Genomic DNA, 16082 nt, shown 5'->3' on the forward strand with positions numbered 1-16082 from the left:
CCCCTCTCTCTATCTAGATTTTATTTTTTCGGCAATGCGTAACTTCGCACTTCGTGAACGATTATTCTCAGATAACTCACTGTCACTTGGTAAAATTGGTTTTCTAGTAATTACTTTTAATTCTGGTTGAAATTCTTCTGGTACCACTGGAATGCCTGGTGGCAAATCTTGTACCGTACTGTATTCTTTAAACATTGTTTTAACGATACGATCTTCTAACGAATGGAACGTAATCACACTGATTCTGCCATTTTTCGCTAGCAAATCAATTGCTTGTTCTAGCGACTCTTCAACTGCCCCTAATTCATCATTAACGGCAATGCGAATTGCTTGGAAAATTCGTTTTGCAGGATGTCCACCTTTGCGTCTTGCTGGAGCTGGAATCGCCGTCTTAATAATCTCAACGAGTTCACCTGTTGTTTCAATTGGTTGCTTTTCGCGAACACGTTCAATTTCTCGAGCAATCTGTTTCGAAAATTTCTCTTCCCCATAACGAAAGAAAATTTTTACCAACTCACTATAACTATACGTATTCACCACTTCGCGAGCCGTCAAGGGTGCGTCTTGATCCATGCGCATATCTAAGGGCGCGTCTTGATGATAGCTAAAACCACGTTCTGCTTCATCTAATTGTGGTGAAGAAACACCTAGATCGTATAGAATCCCATCAACGTGGAACACCCCGTGTTCTGCCAATTCTTCTTTAATATTTCTAAAATTTGATTTGATGAAGGTCACTTGACCTTTGTCTACATATTTCTGCAAACGAGTCTTAGCATGTGCCAACGCTTTTTGGTCTTGATCAAAGGCATATAAATGACCGTGCTCATTCAATTGTGTCAGTAAGTATTCACTATGTCCGGCACCACCGAGTGTGCAATCTACGTATACACCATCCGGCTTCACTTGTAATCCATCCACTGTTTCTTTTAAAAGAACGGTGTAATGGCGAAATTCTTCAGTCATCATTTGCCTCATTCCTAAAATCCAAAATCAATCATTGTTTCTGCTAATTCATCAAAGTTTTCTTCAGCTTCATCAGAGAATGCATGCCAACGTTCGTCACTCCAAATTTCAATTCGGTTAGAGACGCCAATAACAACACAGCCTTTTTCTAAACTGGCATGTGTTCGTAAATTCGCCGGAATATTGATACGACCTTGCTTATCAATCTCACATTCTGTTGCAGCGGAATAAAAGAATCGTACAAAGGTACGTGCATCTTTCTTAGCTAAGGGCATTTCTTGAAGTTTTGCTTCAAGTTGTGACCATTCATTTAAAGGATAACCAAATAAACAGCCATCCATCCCTCTCGTTACCACAAATTTTTCACCAAGTTCCTCACGAAACTTTGATGGAACGATTAGGCGGCCTTTGGCATCGATATTATGTTGGTATTCACCCATAAGCATAGCCAATACACCCGCTTTTCCACTTGATAGAACAAGTCTACCACATCCCACCACTTTCTACCACTATAAATCTAAAAACTTCTATTTTTTAACTGTTATTTAAAATTTCTGTAATATTTACAGGGTTTTATGTAACAAGCATCACCCAACAAAAAATGTTATTATAACAAGGTTTTTACTATGTTTTTTATAAAATAACCCCACAAATAACAAAAAAACCCCACGGAGTGGGGAGTTGTGGGGGACATTTTCCCACAGCGTATTTCCCCTATTGTCTCCACGCTTTATTACAGTAGATAATGACTGATATTTAGCAAGATAAGCAACACATACAACACAAACGTTAGTAAAAACGTCAACCGCCAAAACATCTTGAAATATCGTCTATATAAAATCTCTCCATAATAATAAGCTTGAAACAGGGCAACAGCGACTCCTAATAACAAAATAGAAATCACAAAATACGGCATAATCGATTCATCATAACTATCTTTGGATAACTCATGGATCCCTATGAATAAAAACGGAATGGCCAAATCCGGTGCTTTTATTTTCCAACGTTCCGTTAGGGAAAAAGTGGACACGAGAAAATTGCACGCAAAGAGCACAATTACCGGAAAAATATACCAAAATAACATTATTGCCGAAAACGACACCATTCTCTCAACAAATCCTTTCATTCCACCTGCTATAACTATACTTCATCAACGTTACACAGATGTTTCATTTCGTTTAAATATATGTGCTAAAAGCCCTTTTTGCTTGCTTTTTCATATAAAAAACGGATTACTTATCAAACCATTTTCAAAACGAGGCCTCACCTATCGCGGCCACTTATTTTTGAATGTTTTTTATAAGCTTTTCTTCTCGTATTGTGTCATACTTCTATTATAATGGATTTAGAACAAAAAATGTTGATTCGGGGTGAATCTTTTGATTAATTATTTATTATTGAAAAATGACTATTTTGAACCTTGTTCACCAGACGATGAAGCCCTAAGTTGGATTTCGGTAGAATCTCCTACAGAAGAAGAAATCGAGCGTCTCGTCAATCAATACCACTTACCAACAGATTATCTTACCGGCGTTTTAGATGATGAAGAAAATGCTCGAGTGGAAGGCTTCCGCCACGAAAAATTACAAACGCCTACGTTACTTTTATTTCGTTATCCCAAAGCTAGTATCAGTCCTAGTGGCTATCTGCAAGTAGAAACGGTGCCGATTGCTTTAATCGCAACCATCGATAACAAACTAATTACTGTTAGCAATGGGCCTAACGACATCGTTCATGGGATTCAAAAAGAGGCGTTCACCCATCAAGATCTTTCTATTGAGAAGGCCTTAATTTTAGCCCTTTCATGGAAGATGGCCCTTTCCTTCAATAAAAACTTACAAGCACTTATCCAACAAACCAACAAACTTGAAGGAGAGCTCCAAGTAGCCACAGAAAATAGTCAATTGTATCAGATTATGGACATTCAAAAAAGTCTAGTTTATTTCGAAGCAGCTTTAACGGATAATTTAAAAGTATTAAAACGTTTATATAGCGCTGAAATTTTTAATCATCCAGAAAAACATTTGCCATTTTTAAGGGATATTCTGATTGAACTAGAACAAGGACTGAATACGACTAAAATACAACTAAAATTAGTTGATAACATTAGTAATACTTTTTCAGCAATCGTTTCAAATAACTTAAATAATGTCATGAAAATTTTAACATCCTTAACAATTGTCCTGACCATTCCGACCATCATCGGAGGAATTTACGGCATGAATGTGAAACTCCCTTTTGCAGAGCATGAATATTCTTTTTGGATTATTTTTGCCATCACTACCTTAATCTGCGTAATTAGTATTCGAATTTTAAAGAAAAAGAATCTCTTATAACTTTAGGTTGCTGTTTTCAGGAAAAGGTTGTACACTATTAGCAGAAATTAAAAAGGACGTGTCATTTATGAACGACAAAGAACAAAGTCGCTTTTCAAAAATCACGAAAGTCGTGGTTTGGCTAATGCTGATCGCAATTGTAGGTTCAACTGTTTTAACAGCGATTCTTAGTCTTTAAACTGGAGAACTTTTTCACACATTAAAAGTAAAAAAACAGCCCCTTCTATCAATTGAAAGGGCTGTTTTTTTACTTGCTCAAATAGAGCGGCTATTTTTTCGCCATCGCCAACAGCTCTTGTGCATGTTCAATGGTTAATTTCGTAATTTCACTTCCTGCGAGCATACGCGCAATTTCGTTTACTCGCTCTTTTTCAGATAAAATTCGGACGCTTGTTTCTGTCCGCCCCGCCACAATTTCTTTTTCAATAAAATAATGTTCATCGGCAACGGCCGCCACTTGTGGCAAGTGCGTGATACACAACACCTGCGAATTTTCTGAAATTTGATAAATTTTATCGGCAATCGCCTGTGCTACTCGGCCACTAACTCCTGTATCCACTTCATCAAAAACAATACTAGTGATCCCTTGCGTTTGAGAAAAGATTGTTTTCATAGCCAACATCACTCGCGAAAGTTCTCCGCCAGAAGCCACCCGAACTAACGGTTTTAATGGTTCCCCTGGGTTAGTAGTAATATAAAATTCTACTCCGTCTAAGCCATTTTCTTGTAAATGCTCAAGTTCTGTAAAGCGGACTTCAAATTCAGTTCGCTCCAAATATAGTTCTTTTAATTCGGTTAAAATTTGTTGTTCGAGCTCTTTGGCTAGGCGCTTTCGTTCTTTTCGTAAAGCTAATGCTTGTTGATGAGCGGCTTGTTGTTTCTCTGCAAGCAACGCTTCTAAGTCACCTGTACCACCTTCCAAAAAATCAGCCTCTGCTAACTCTTTGGTGATTTCTTCATAGTAAGATAAAATCGTTTCGATTGAATCGCCATATTTACGTTTCATTTGACGGATTAATTCCAAACGATTTTCTACTTCATTCAAGCGACCTTCGTCTAGTTCTAAGCCATCAATCAACCTAGAAAGATCTCCACTAGCTTCTTGTAGTAAGTAGTAGGCATTTTGAACAGTATCTGACAATGATTTATATTCTGGATCAAGGGATTCAATCGAAGCGAGTTCATTCATACTTGTTCCGATTTTATCCAAACTACTATCGTCTTCACCATTTAGCGCGGCATAACTAATCGTCAGTGCATCAGCAATCTTTTGAAAATTGTTCAGTTTATTGCGTTCTTCTAGCAATTGTTCTTCTTCACCAGCCACTAACTGTGCATTAGCAATTTCATCACTTTGAAAATGAAGCATGTCCATTCTTTGGGCAAATTCTTTTTCATTTTTTTGTCGCTTTCTGACTTTGGCTTCGAGTGCGCGATACTCTTGATACGCCTGTGTATATTTTTCTTTGACTGCTAAAAGTTTTTTCCCACCAAATTCATCTAACATATCAATATGGCGTTCACTTTGCATCAATTCTTGATGTTCATTTTGCCCATGAATATCTACTAAATATTCCCCAATTCTTTTTAAATTAGTAATGTTGACAATTCGTCCGTTGACACGGCAAACATTTTTACCAGAAGCGGAAATATCTCGTTGAATCACTAAAGAATCTTCTTCTGTTTCAATACCTAATTCTTCTAATAATTGCTTTAATTCTTGACTTTTCGGCATTGAAAAAAGTCCTTCTAAGGTGCATTTATTTGCTCCTTGACGAATATAGTCACTGGAGCCACGTCCGCCTGTGAGTAATCCCATTGCATCAATAATGATGGATTTCCCCGCACCCGTTTCTCCCGTTAAAACGGTCATACCCATTTGAAACTCTAATTGTAACGAAGAGATAATCGCAAAATTTTTCACGGAAAGTTCTTGTAACATCTTGTTCACCTCATTCTTTATAGATAGCTTAACAGCTCTTTATGAAGTTTTTCTGCCGCCTCCTCAGTTCGTGCAATCATGAGAACACTATCATCATCGTTGATGACGGCAAAAAGTTTCTCTTGGTAATTCTTTTCGATTAAACTACCACACGCCGCTGCATTGCCAGGAATGGTTCGTAATACGACATATTTTTCCATTTGTTCTGCAGCTACAAAGGCATCTTTTAAAAGCTTTGCAAGTTTAGCACTCGTATTAGCTTGTGTTTCTAATGGAAGGCTATATCGATAACCCCCTTCTGCAGAAGGAACTTTAATCAGTTTCATATCTTTAATATCGCGAGAAATTGTTGCTTGTGTAACAGCTACGCCCTTTTCTTGTAAATAGTTGACAAAATCTTCTTGCTTTTGAATATTTTTTTCAGTCAATAAACGTGTAATTAAACGGTGTCTATCTTGCTTTCTCATGGCGCCGCTCTCCTTTTCAGTTTACTCTTGCCCTCATCATAGCTTATTTTTATGCATTTTAAAAGACTAAACAAAGAAAAGAATAACAAAAAGCAAGGGAAGCTCCGCTGACTTTTTGTTATTCTCTACTTCTATTCTGCTGGAAGTTCAATTCCTAATTCATCTTTTAAATAGGTAGTTAAATTAGTCGTTTCTTTGGTTGATTCATTGACAACATTCCACGTTTTGCCAATCGCTCGGCGATTCCTTTTGGTTAATTCTTCAGCAGGTTGCTGCTCGTCTTCTAAACGTAAAGAACCGTATTGATAGCCCATTATTAACCCCTTATTCCATTCCGTATCCCAATAAACATAAAACAAATAGGTCTCACCAGCTGCTAAATAAAAATCTCCTTCATACTGTAGTATTTCAACAAGCTGACGACTTTGCTGAATTGGCGGCATTCGTCTTGTTGCACGTCCACGATTCAATTTATCAACATTTTCTTTCGCATCATTTAAAAACATCCGCCCTTCTTCCATAATACCGCCTGGTCGCGCAAATTCAATCGTAGGTGCTAATTCGCCTTGAATATTTTTTAGTACTTGGATTTTTCCAAATGTCCATGGGTAGATTTCTCCATTATAAGGACTACTAGGATCATTAGCAGGCGCGTCTGCTTTATCTAAAGAAAGAACTTTGCCAATAACAATATTTGTTGACAAAGATTGGATATCTTTTGGGATTTCAGGATTATACATTAACAGTCGTTGCGATCCACCGGATTGATTAATAACCTTACTTTGGTCAATTTCATCAAGATATGAATAATATTTTCTTTCTGAAGAATCAATACTATTTTTCAAGGCTTTTTTCTTTAATGAATTGGAAGTTGTTGTTATTTTTTCAGCAGCAACTTGTTTCTTCTCGTTCTCTTTAACGAAATTAATCATTAAGAAAGCGAACGCCAACAAAGAAAGCGCTACCAAAAATACTATGGGATTTTTTTTCATTTTTTCACCACCCATATATTCTTGCTAAGATATCATTATTCGCTTTATCAACAGCAAGATTTGTATTAGTACTTACAGAACGTATCATAATGCCATTTGAATGTGCAATCCCGAGCGCATGCCCAATTTCATGTCTAGCAATAGTCCCATTCTTCATCGATGAAGCTCGTAAATACATAGTATTATAATTAATTTTAGCATAGTAGTAGTTTATTCGCGGAGCTTCTCGCATCCCAGTTGCAATCATCCTATCTCTGCCATCAAAAAAATCTGTAACCCCACCTATTCCCGGATTTAACTTTGTCGAATAAAAATCAATTGATGTCCCATAGTTATTTCCTTGTTTATAAATATACAAAGGATTCCCCCACGGAGTATACATCCAATTTCTAATCGCTGTATCGGTATTACCAAATGTTGCGGTTGGTCCTAACCAATAACTAATCCCATTAATTCCTCTCGATAATACGCCAGGAAACCTAGAGGCTGCAAATGCATCAACACCAGTACCCAAAACGATTGCTACAAAAAAAACCAGAAATTAATAACTTCATTTTTTTCATTTTTTTACCTCTCTATTCAATTACTTGGTCTTACTAAAATAGTTTGTCTGATCAGAACTATCCTTAGTTTAACATTAAAAAATACACCAGTAAATTAAAATAAGATTAAATAATATTTTCGATGTTTTTTTAATTATTATTTAAAAGATACATATCTTAAAAATGTTATTTCATCACGATAAAAAAGGACTAATAAAGTTCAATTCAACGACTATTTTTATTCAAATCCCTTTCTATCATTATTAAATGTCTCACTAATTCATTTATAAAATAAAAAAAGACCTGAGACAGTTATACTTCTAATGGCTGTCTCAAATCCCTTTTTGTTTAATTGCTTAGTCTACAAACTTTGCTGCCTTTCTCATCATTCCGCTAATTTTTGATGCGCATGCGCGACAACTTCTTCAATGGATTCTGTCGCTTGATAGGATCCTTCTCCTTCAACAGAAACTAAATGTGCCAAAAATTCAATGTTTCCTTCGCCACCAGTGATTGGTGAAAAATCCAAGTTTTTCACATCATAACCATTATTCATGGCAAAGCGCGTGATTTCCTCCACAACCATTTGATGGGTTTCTGGATCACGCACGATTCCTTTTTTCCCAACAAACTCTTTGCCAGCTTCGAATTGTGGCTTAATTAACGCCACCACACTACCACCTTTTTTCAAAATATCATGAAGAGGTGGCAAAATTAAGCGTAATGAAATAAAGGAAACATCAATCGTTGCAATATCCGGCACCCCTTCGGTGAAATCTTCAGGTTTACTATAGCGAAAATTGGTACGTTCCATTACCACCACGCGTTCATCTTGCCGAATTTTCCATGCTAGTTGGTTATAGCCAACATCTAAAGCGTAACTCAAACGAGCCCCATTTTGTAAAGCGACATCGGTAAAACCACCTGTGGAGGAACCAATATCTAGCATTGTTTTGCCTTGAACGTTGATTGCAAAAACATTTAGTGCCTTCTCTAGTTTTAAGCCCCCACGAGAAACATAAGGCATTACTTGGCCCTTAGTATGTAAGGGTGTCTCCACAGAAATTTTTTCCCCTGGTTTATCTAAACGTTCATTTTTATCATTGTAAACCAAACCAGCCATCACGCTGCGTTTGGCTTTTTCTCGTGTTTCAAATAGTCCTTGATTAAACGCCAAGACATCGACGCGTTCTTTTTTCATAAGTGCCTTCTTTCTATCTCAATTGTAACTGAGTTAACAAGTTTGCTAAATGTTCTTCTGAAAAGTTGGGAACATTTGCTTTGATTTTTTCTAAAACAGCGCTACCTTCTGCTAATTGATGTGTTAGCGCATCTTTCGCGCCAGCAATCCCTAGAAGAGCTGGATACGTACTTTTATTCAACGCTTCATCTCGGCCTACTTTTTTACCTAAATCTGCTTCTGTACTTGTGGCATCTAATAAGTCATCACGAATTTGAAAAGCCAAGCCATAGTGATGCGCAAACTGTGTCAGTAAACCAATGACTTCTTCTGTTTGATTGGCTAATACGCCCCCAGCAATTAAGGCGAATTCAATTAGCGCTCCGGTTTTCTTTTCATGAACAGCTGCTAACTCTTCTAAAGTCAAGCTGACTTTTTCTCCTTCAATATCACCCATTTGGCCGGCAACCATGCCTTGATTCCCCGCTGCCTTTGCCAGTTGTTGCATCAATAAAACTTTTTCACTTAAGCCTAATTGACTCAAAGAAAGTAACTGAAATGCACCTGTTAATAAGCCGTCCCCTGCTAAAATGGCAGTCGCTTCACCAAACACTTTATGATTGGTTGGTTTGCCACGACGTAAATCATCATCATCCATTGCTGGTAAATCATCATGAATTAATGAATACGTATGAATCATCTCTAAAGAGGCAGCCACTTGGTAGTCTTGTGTTTCCATCTCTTTTTGAAAAGCGGCCACTGTTGTTAGCACTAATAGCGGGCGTAATCGTTTACCACCTGCGTGTATTGAGTAGAGCATTGCTTCTTTCAAACGCTCATTTTCAGTATATTCTGCGATAAAATCCACCATGACTTTTTCAACCAACGGTAAATGCTGTTGACTAAAATTCGTCATTACGCTTCCTCGCTCTCTTCAAAAACAATTTCTTCATTGTTTTCTGTCATCATTTTCGTTAAAGTTTTTTCCGCTTTTTCCAATGTATCTTGACATTGTTTACTTAATGCCATGCCCTCTTGAAAGGCAGCTAAGGCTTCTTCCAAAGGAACATCTCCTCGTTCTAAGCGCTGAACGATTTCTTCTAAGGCATTTAATGATTCTTCAAACGTTTTTTCTTTTGCTGGCATGTTAAAACTCCTCTTTTTTCGCTGTTATTGTTTCGACGTTTGCTTGAACTGTACCGTCAGCATAATGAATCGTTAATTGATCTGCTGGCTGTAACTCGGTAACAGTTTTAACGAGACGGTCCTCTTTTGTAGTATAACTATATCCTCGACCCATAATTTTGAGTGGGCTGAGTAAGTCTAATTGTTGAACAGCAGACGTGAATTGCTTTTGTTTGTTTAGGAACAATTGTGTCATTTGCGTTTGCAAGTTTCGTTGTAAAAACGCCAACTGTTGCTGACTTTCTCTTAATTGTCCCTTTGGTGTCTGTTGTTGCAATTGAGCGATAATTCCTTGGGCTTGACGTTGTTTTTGGTGATGAATCGTTGTCATTGCTTGGAAAAGACGTTGCGTCATTCGATCTAATTTAATCGTTTGACCTTCATAAAGTCGCTCAGGTTGCTTAAACACATAAGAGTTTTGTAGTCGTTGGAAACGTTCTGTTCGTTGTTGCAAGAGATATAAAAAGCTTTGTTCTAAACGACTACGCCGTTCACTAATTCTTAATAGTTCTTCATTTAAAACTGGTACCGCTAGTTCCGCTGCTGCCGTTGGCGTTGCTGCACGAACATCTGCTACCATATCGGCAATTGTCACATCTGTTTCGTGACCAACCGATGAAATAATCGGTGTGGTGGCAGCATGAATGGCTCGAGCCACTTTTTCTTCATTAAATGGCCATAAATCCTCGATTGAACCACCGCCACGGCCGATGATCATCGTATCAAAATCGCCTTGCGCATCGGCTCGCTGAATGTTCCGCACAATGTCATCCGCCGCCTGCTCGCCTTGGACCAAGGTTGGAAAAAGGACCAGTTGTGCAATCGGATACCGTCTTTTGACTGTCGTAATGATATCCCGAATGACAGCACCACTAGGACTTGTAACCACAGCGATTCGTTTGGGATAACGAGGCAACTGTTGTTTAGGCCCTTCAAAAAGTCCTTCTTTTCCTAGTTTTTCTCTTAATTCTGCCAATGCTTGATAAAGTGCACCTACACCATCTGGTTCCATATGTTCAATATAAATTTGATAGGAGCCGCTGTTTTCATAAAGCGAAATCCGCCCCACCACCATGACTTTCATGCCTTCTTTTGGTTGAAACTTCAATTTTTGAAAGGCTGATTTAAACATAATTGCAGAAATCTTCGCATGGTCATCTTTTAAACTGAAGTACTGATGCGCGTTCGCTCGGAAACGAAAGTTCGAAATTTCACCTGTTAAATAGACACGTCCTAAGTAAGGGTCTGCATCAAATTTACGTTTTAAATACTTCGTTAAGGCTGTTACTGTTAAATACTGTTGCGTCATTTTTTCACCTTACTTTTGTTTTTTTGCTGCCTCGACTGTTTGATACATTAACATGGTAATCGTCATTGGGCCAACACCTTTGGGAACTGGTGTGATATAGCTTGCAATTTCAGAAACTTCATCGAATGCTACATCACCAATCAGTTTTCCTTCTTGATTGCGATTCATACCCACATCAATCACTACCGCACCTGGTTTCACGAACTCTTTGGTGACAAAATGCCCGCGTCCAATTGCTACAACTAAAATATCCGCTTCTTTTGCAACTTCTGCTAAATGTTCAGTTTTAGAATGGGCAATCGTCACGGTCGCATTTTTCATTAACAATAATTGTGCCATTGGCTTGCCAACAATATTGCTTCGACCAATAACCACCGCACGTTTACCTGTTAAATCAATATCATAGGCTTCAAACATCTTCATAATTCCATACGGCGTGCAAGGAATCATTTCAGGTTTGCCGACAAACAAACGGCCTAAATTCATTGGATGGAACCCATCTACATCTTTTTTGGGATCAATCGCTAATAAAATCTTTTCTTCATCAATATGTTTTGGCAAAGGTAGTTGTACAAGAATGCCATGAAAGCGTGAATCTTGATTATATTTGTCAATCTCAGCCAATAATTCTTCTTCTGAAATAGTTTCTGGCAGTTTTTCGACCTTTGACAGAATGCCAATTTTGGCTGCTGCACGTTCTTTATTTCTCACATACGTTTGGCTGGCAGGATTTTCCCCAACTAATAAAACAACTAATCCTGGTTGGATGCCTTGTTGTGTCATCTTTTCTACATCTTTTTGAATTTCTGCTTGCATTTGATCTGCTAATTCACGACCGTTAATTACTGTACTCATTCCTTCGCTCCCTCTATTGTTTCTTTACTTCTTTAATAGTATTTATTTTAGCATATAACCCAGTATCTTAACACCAGTTAGATAGTAAAAAAAGATTCAGAGCTTACGCCTCTGAATCAATTTCTTTCATTACATTTGATAACACACCATTAACAAATTTACGTGAACGGTCGTCGCTGTATTTTTTACTTAACTCAACGGCTTCATTTAATGCCACAATGTTTGGCACATCTGAAACGTATAGCATTTCAAAAATAGCTAAGCGTAAAATAACAATATCTATTTTTGCTAAGCGTTGCATAGACCAGTTATTACCTAAATGATTCGTAATCACTTCGTCTAGTTCTGCTTTGCGGCTACACACACCGCCGACAAGTAAATCTAAATACGTAGGGACTAGGTCTTCGCCATCTTCACTAACGATTTCCCGATTATCATAAGCCAATGCATAATCAATGGCATCTTGTTTGGTTAAATCAGCATTAAAATCTAAAGGAAAAAGGGCTTGGAGCGCTTTTTCACGAATCTCGTGACGGGTTAATTCTGTTTTACTCATTCTCTTCTCCATCTTCATCTTCTGGGAATAATTCATTTAAGTCTGGTTGAGGGATTTTTTCAGGTACTACCGCTACAACATGAATATTCACTTCAACTAAATCAATATCTGTCATAAATAAGACTTGTTGTTTCACACGGTCTTGCATTTCTAATGCAACTTTTGGCACAGAAACACCGTAGTTCAAGTAACAATAGATATCGACTTTTAAGCCTTCTTCTTCTGTTCGTAAATATACACCTTTGCCGTGTGCTGCACGGCCTAATAATTCATTCACATTATTGGCGAACGTGCCACGCATCCCATAAACGCCCTCTACTTTTGAAGCAGCGATTCCGATAATTACTTCAATGACTTCAGGAGCGATCACGATTTCTCCTAAAGAATCGTTTGCATTGATTACAAGATTTTTTTCTTCTGACATTTGGTTGTCCTCCTTATCTATTACGCACAAAATCGTTAAATAAACGATTTATTTGATGAATCACTAAGTCTCTTAAGGATTCTCTTTTAAGCAACGGATGATTCTTAAAAATTAAAACAACACTGGTTTCTTCAGTTAGTTGTGAAAGAACGTCCAAATTTTGCTTATCAATACTCGTTCTTAGTTTATCATTAATTAGCCTATTTCGCTACCAGAAAAGCTAAGTTCTGACTAAAAGAACAGATAATTTCTTGTCATAAATTTCTAATTCAAGCCTTTAGACGTAAAAATAAGAAAGACCAAGTAATTTTGGCTTTCTTATTTTTACATCTTTATTCTTCAGGATAACGTTCCATTAGTTTCGTCCGATGCTTTTGCATAATCATTTCTAAAGAGATGTCATATTTATCCGCTAAAATAAATAAATTATCCAACACATCGCCTAACTCTTCCGTTAAGTTTTCCAGATTCTCTTCATCTGTCAAAACTGTTTCATCCGGTCGATCACGGCCAATTTCAATTGTCCGAATGGCCCGACAAACTTCGCCGACTTCTTCTGTTAAAAAGTTGGAACGAATAAACGGATCATATTGATACCAGTTACGTTTTTTATAAAACGCGCTAATAAACCGCTGATACTCTTGGATATCCATGTTCTCCCAACCTTTATAAAATGATTAATTCTTTTGGCGCATGTGTTAATACACGATTACCTTCAGCAGTAATTAATAAATCGTCCTCAATACGCACGCCACCAATTCCTGGCAAATAAATTCCAGGTTCGTCCGTAATCACATTCCCTGGTACAAACTGTTTATCTGCTCGGAATGAAACATTTGGTCCTTCATGAATTTCTAACCCAATGCCATGACCAGTACTGTGGCCAAACGCATCGCCATAGCCATAGGAAGCAATATGATCCCGTGCAATCGCATCTAATTGAATGCCCGTCAACCCAGGTTTAGCTTCTGCTAACACTTTTAATTGTGCTTCTAAAACAATATCATAAATTTCTTTTAGTTTTGGCTGAATACTACCAATAGCAAATGTCCGTGTCATATCAGAAACATAGCCTTCATAATAACAACCGAAATCTAAAGTGATTAACTCACCTTTTTCGATGACTTTATGGCTAGCAACGCCATGTGGCATCGCCGAACGTAGACCGCTGGCCACAATTGTCTCAAAAGAAACACCACTGGCTCCTTTTGAACGCATGAAGAAATCTAATTGATTAGCCACTTCAATCTCTGTCATTCCAGGTTTAATCATCTCTAAGACAAAGGCAAATCCTTGATCCGCGATGGCACACGCTTTTTCAATAATCGCTACTTCTTCTTCATCTTTCACTTCTCTTAATTCTTCAATCAAACCCATTACAGGAACTAATTCACATGGTAAAATTTCTTCCAATAAGCTATAATCAGCGAAACTAACTTGCGTTTCTTCAAAAGCTAAATTATCTAATTGCAAACGTTCAGCTAAATCTGCTACTTCGTCAAAAATATGTCCTGTGTTTTTAACGATAGTAAAACCAGTTGCTTGTTCCGCAGCTTGTTCCGTATAACGAAAATCCGTTACAAAAAAAGCTTTATCTAATGTAATCATTGCCAAGCCTGTTGTCCCAGTAAAATTGGTTAAATAACGTAAATTATACGGACTTGTCACTAAAAATCCTTGTAAATTATTTTCTTTCATTAACTCCCGTAGCTTTTCGACTCTTGCCATCATTGGTTCGACCTTCTTTCTTTTTTCTCATTTTTCATTATAGCAAATTTACTTCAGAAAAGCATGAATCACCAAAAAACTTCATCGAGAAAGTTTACTAAAAATTTTACCTTTCCTTATTTTTTGCTTAACACTTTTGTAGTAAACTAATTTAGCGACTTCAAGGAGGAAATTATGAACGTTTATTTATTTCTGGCACTATTTTTCATTATTATCGGCATTTTAAGCTATAGTTTTTTTATTGAACCTAACTGCTTAGTCATACACAAAAATCAAATTAAAGTAACAGAATCAGGGAAAACCTTACGAATTGTTCAACTCTCTGATATTCATTTAAAAAAGAATTATTCTGTGAAGGTCTTAAAACAGATTGTTGAAAAAACAAATACATTACAACCAGACATAGTCGTTTTTACAGGAGACTTATTTGATGATTATGCCCGTTTCGGTATCGAAATTCAGGATGAAGTGAGTCAACTTTTCCGTAAAATTAACGCCCCTTATGGCAAATTCGCTATTTATGGCAACCACGAATATAGCGGGTTAGATACCAATTTTTACGAAACAATCTTAGAAGCTGCCGACTTTACCGTACTTAAAAACACGGGCAAATTACTGCCTGTCTCACACCGTATCTCCTTGTACGTCGCTGGTTTAGAAGATTCGTTATATGGACAAACCGACTTAGCTGCAGCTTTAGTCAACCGCCCTACTGGAACGCCCACTCTGCTACTAACCCATGAGCCAGATGTCGCAGACTCAGCAGTCAACAAAAACATTGACCTCATTTTAGCAGGACATAGTCACGGCGGACAGATTCGCTTGCCTTTTTTCACTTACAAAAATCAGCTTGCCAAAAAATATACACATGGGCTTTATCATTTAGAAGATGAAACGCCGCTAATTGTTCACCCAGGAATCGGAACCACTAAAATCAGCGCACGCTTTGGTGTCTTACCAACAATTGAACTGATTGAGTTAACTATTTAACTATGCATTAAAAAGACCGCCCCACGTTAGAGAAAAATTCTCACGTTGGACGGTCTTTGATTATGTTCAATTAATGATGAAAATCTTGCTCGTGATCTTCTTCTACTTTCGCTTTTCCTAGCGTATAAAATTTGCTGCCATTTAACCCGAGAATAAATAGCACAACCACTAGTAAAAGAATTGATAAAGATAACAATAAAGTCTGCAAGCCATCGCCATGTGCAACCATTAATTGACGTAAAATTGCGGTTAAACATATTAAAATCAAATAACGAATCGGAATATGGTGTCCTTCTTGAATATAGCGAAGAATCATCATAATAAACTCAAATAACATAAAGAATGAAATAATTTCTTGCATGATAACTGAAAAATTATCCGGCGTCATTGGCTTCATGAGATATGTAGCGAGGTCAACTAAATAACTAGCCATAAATACTAATAAGAAAACTCCTAAAATCCCTAATACAATATCCAAAATCAAATTCACGTACTTCTTTACTACACTAAAATTCTTCTGCATAATACCCTTCTTTCTTTTGACTCAATTATTTTATAACATGCTTGTTATTACATTAAATATATCATCAATTAACCTTGTCAGACAAGC

At 37.3% G+C, this 16082-nt stretch carries 20 protein-coding genes; 3 read left to right on the plus strand and 17 right to left on the minus strand.

The features are described 5' to 3' along the window. Positions 1 to 9: 9 nt before the first annotated feature. The 3 genes from rsmH to AB3I34_RS04940 form a co-directional block, all read right to left on the minus strand. The gene (gene rsmH, locus AB3I34_RS04930; RefSeq protein ID WP_002355891.1) at positions 10 to 966 is read right to left on the minus strand and encodes a 16S rRNA (cytosine(1402)-N(4))-methyltransferase RsmH; all 957 of its coding nucleotides are present in this window, start codon (positions 964 to 966) and stop codon (positions 10 to 12) included. 14 nt (positions 967 to 980) lie between these two features. Then, the gene (gene mraZ, locus AB3I34_RS04935) at positions 981 to 1466 is read right to left on the minus strand and encodes a division/cell wall cluster transcriptional repressor MraZ (RefSeq protein ID WP_002383402.1); all 486 of its coding nucleotides are present in this window, start codon (positions 1464 to 1466) and stop codon (positions 981 to 983) included. Between the two features lie 233 nt (positions 1467 to 1699). Beyond that, complete coding sequence (locus AB3I34_RS04940) at positions 1700 to 2092, minus strand: DUF3397 domain-containing protein (RefSeq protein ID WP_002383401.1); 393 nt, start codon at positions 2090 to 2092, stop codon at positions 1700 to 1702. A gap of 244 nt (positions 2093 to 2336) precedes the next feature. On the opposite strand from AB3I34_RS04940, the gene AB3I34_RS04945 reads away from it, so the two are divergent. Together AB3I34_RS04945 and AB3I34_RS04950 are read left to right on the plus strand one after the other, a co-directional pair. Continuing rightward, positions 2337 to 3302, plus strand: a complete 966-nt coding sequence (locus AB3I34_RS04945) for a magnesium transporter CorA family protein (protein ID WP_002387038.1) — start codon at positions 2337 to 2339, stop codon at positions 3300 to 3302. A 67-nt stretch (positions 3303 to 3369) separates the two neighbouring features. Beyond that, positions 3370 to 3480, plus strand: a complete 111-nt coding sequence (locus AB3I34_RS04950) for a DUF4044 domain-containing protein (RefSeq protein ID WP_002383399.1) — start codon at positions 3370 to 3372, stop codon at positions 3478 to 3480. A gap of 90 nt (positions 3481 to 3570) precedes the next feature. Here the strand turns inward: AB3I34_RS04950 and recN are convergent, their stop codons facing one another. From recN to AB3I34_RS05015, 13 genes are all read right to left on the minus strand, one after another. Beyond that, complete coding sequence (gene recN / locus AB3I34_RS04955; RefSeq protein ID WP_010712184.1) at positions 3571 to 5244, minus strand: DNA repair protein RecN; 1674 nt, start codon at positions 5242 to 5244, stop codon at positions 3571 to 3573. A 17-nt stretch (positions 5245 to 5261) separates the two neighbouring features. Then, a complete protein-coding gene (locus AB3I34_RS04960) occupies positions 5262 to 5711 on the minus strand; it encodes an arginine repressor (protein WP_002358881.1) in 450 nt (149 codons plus the stop codon). Between the two features lie 131 nt (positions 5712 to 5842). Further along, a complete protein-coding gene (locus AB3I34_RS04965) occupies positions 5843 to 6703 on the minus strand; it encodes a hypothetical protein (protein ID WP_010712183.1) in 861 nt (286 codons plus the stop codon). A 4-nt stretch (positions 6704 to 6707) separates the two neighbouring features. Next, positions 6708 to 7217 (minus strand): matrixin family metalloprotease, encoded by a 510-nt coding sequence (locus AB3I34_RS04970; RefSeq protein WP_010712182.1) that lies wholly within the window; start codon positions 7215 to 7217, stop codon positions 6708 to 6710. Positions 7218 to 7630: 413 nt separating this feature from the next. After that, on the minus strand, positions 7631 to 8446 hold the full coding sequence (locus tag AB3I34_RS04975; protein WP_002355880.1) for a TlyA family RNA methyltransferase: 816 nt from the start codon (positions 8444 to 8446) through the stop codon (positions 7631 to 7633). A gap of 13 nt (positions 8447 to 8459) precedes the next feature. Then, complete coding sequence (locus AB3I34_RS04980; protein WP_002355879.1) at positions 8460 to 9341, minus strand: polyprenyl synthetase family protein; 882 nt, start codon at positions 9339 to 9341, stop codon at positions 8460 to 8462. After that, a complete protein-coding gene (locus AB3I34_RS04985) occupies positions 9341 to 9571 on the minus strand; it encodes an exodeoxyribonuclease VII small subunit (RefSeq protein WP_002355878.1) in 231 nt (76 codons plus the stop codon). The genes AB3I34_RS04980 and AB3I34_RS04985 overlap by 1 nt, the downstream gene beginning before the upstream one ends. Before the next feature lies 1 nt (position 9572). Beyond that, entirely contained in the window at positions 9573 to 10919 is a 1347-nt protein-coding gene (gene xseA, locus AB3I34_RS04990) for an exodeoxyribonuclease VII large subunit (RefSeq protein WP_010712181.1), read from the minus strand. Positions 10920 to 10928: 9 nt separating this feature from the next. After that, the gene (locus AB3I34_RS04995) at positions 10929 to 11774 is read right to left on the minus strand and encodes a bifunctional methylenetetrahydrofolate dehydrogenase/methenyltetrahydrofolate cyclohydrolase (protein WP_002355876.1); all 846 of its coding nucleotides are present in this window, start codon (positions 11772 to 11774) and stop codon (positions 10929 to 10931) included. A 103-nt stretch (positions 11775 to 11877) separates the two neighbouring features. Next, a complete protein-coding gene (nusB, locus tag AB3I34_RS05000) occupies positions 11878 to 12330 on the minus strand; it encodes a transcription antitermination factor NusB (protein WP_002355875.1) in 453 nt (150 codons plus the stop codon). Further along, a complete protein-coding gene (locus AB3I34_RS05005) occupies positions 12323 to 12754 on the minus strand; it encodes an Asp23/Gls24 family envelope stress response protein (protein ID WP_002355874.1) in 432 nt (143 codons plus the stop codon). The genes nusB and AB3I34_RS05005 overlap by 8 nt, the downstream gene beginning before the upstream one ends. A 332-nt stretch (positions 12755 to 13086) precedes the next feature. Further along, the gene (locus tag AB3I34_RS05010) at positions 13087 to 13407 is read right to left on the minus strand and encodes a MazG nucleotide pyrophosphohydrolase domain-containing protein (RefSeq protein WP_010712180.1); all 321 of its coding nucleotides are present in this window, start codon (positions 13405 to 13407) and stop codon (positions 13087 to 13089) included. A 13-nt stretch (positions 13408 to 13420) separates the two neighbouring features. Further along, a complete protein-coding gene (locus tag AB3I34_RS05015; RefSeq protein WP_002391500.1) occupies positions 13421 to 14485 on the minus strand; it encodes a Xaa-Pro peptidase family protein in 1065 nt (354 codons plus the stop codon). Positions 14486 to 14656: 171 nt separating this feature from the next. On the opposite strand from AB3I34_RS05015, the gene AB3I34_RS05020 reads away from it, so the two are divergent. Then, complete coding sequence (locus AB3I34_RS05020) at positions 14657 to 15472, plus strand: metallophosphoesterase (protein ID WP_010712179.1); 816 nt, start codon at positions 14657 to 14659, stop codon at positions 15470 to 15472. A 70-nt stretch (positions 15473 to 15542) separates the two neighbouring features. On the opposite strand, the gene psiE is transcribed toward AB3I34_RS05020, so the two are convergent. Further along, the gene (gene psiE / locus AB3I34_RS05025) at positions 15543 to 15995 is read right to left on the minus strand and encodes a phosphate-starvation-inducible protein PsiE (protein ID WP_002355869.1); all 453 of its coding nucleotides are present in this window, start codon (positions 15993 to 15995) and stop codon (positions 15543 to 15545) included. Between the last annotated feature and the right edge of the window lie 87 nt (positions 15996 to 16082).

The organism is Enterococcus sp. C102(2024), from assembly GCF_040888205.1.
Lineage (GTDB): Bacteria > Bacillota > Bacilli > Lactobacillales > Enterococcaceae > Enterococcus > Enterococcus faecalis.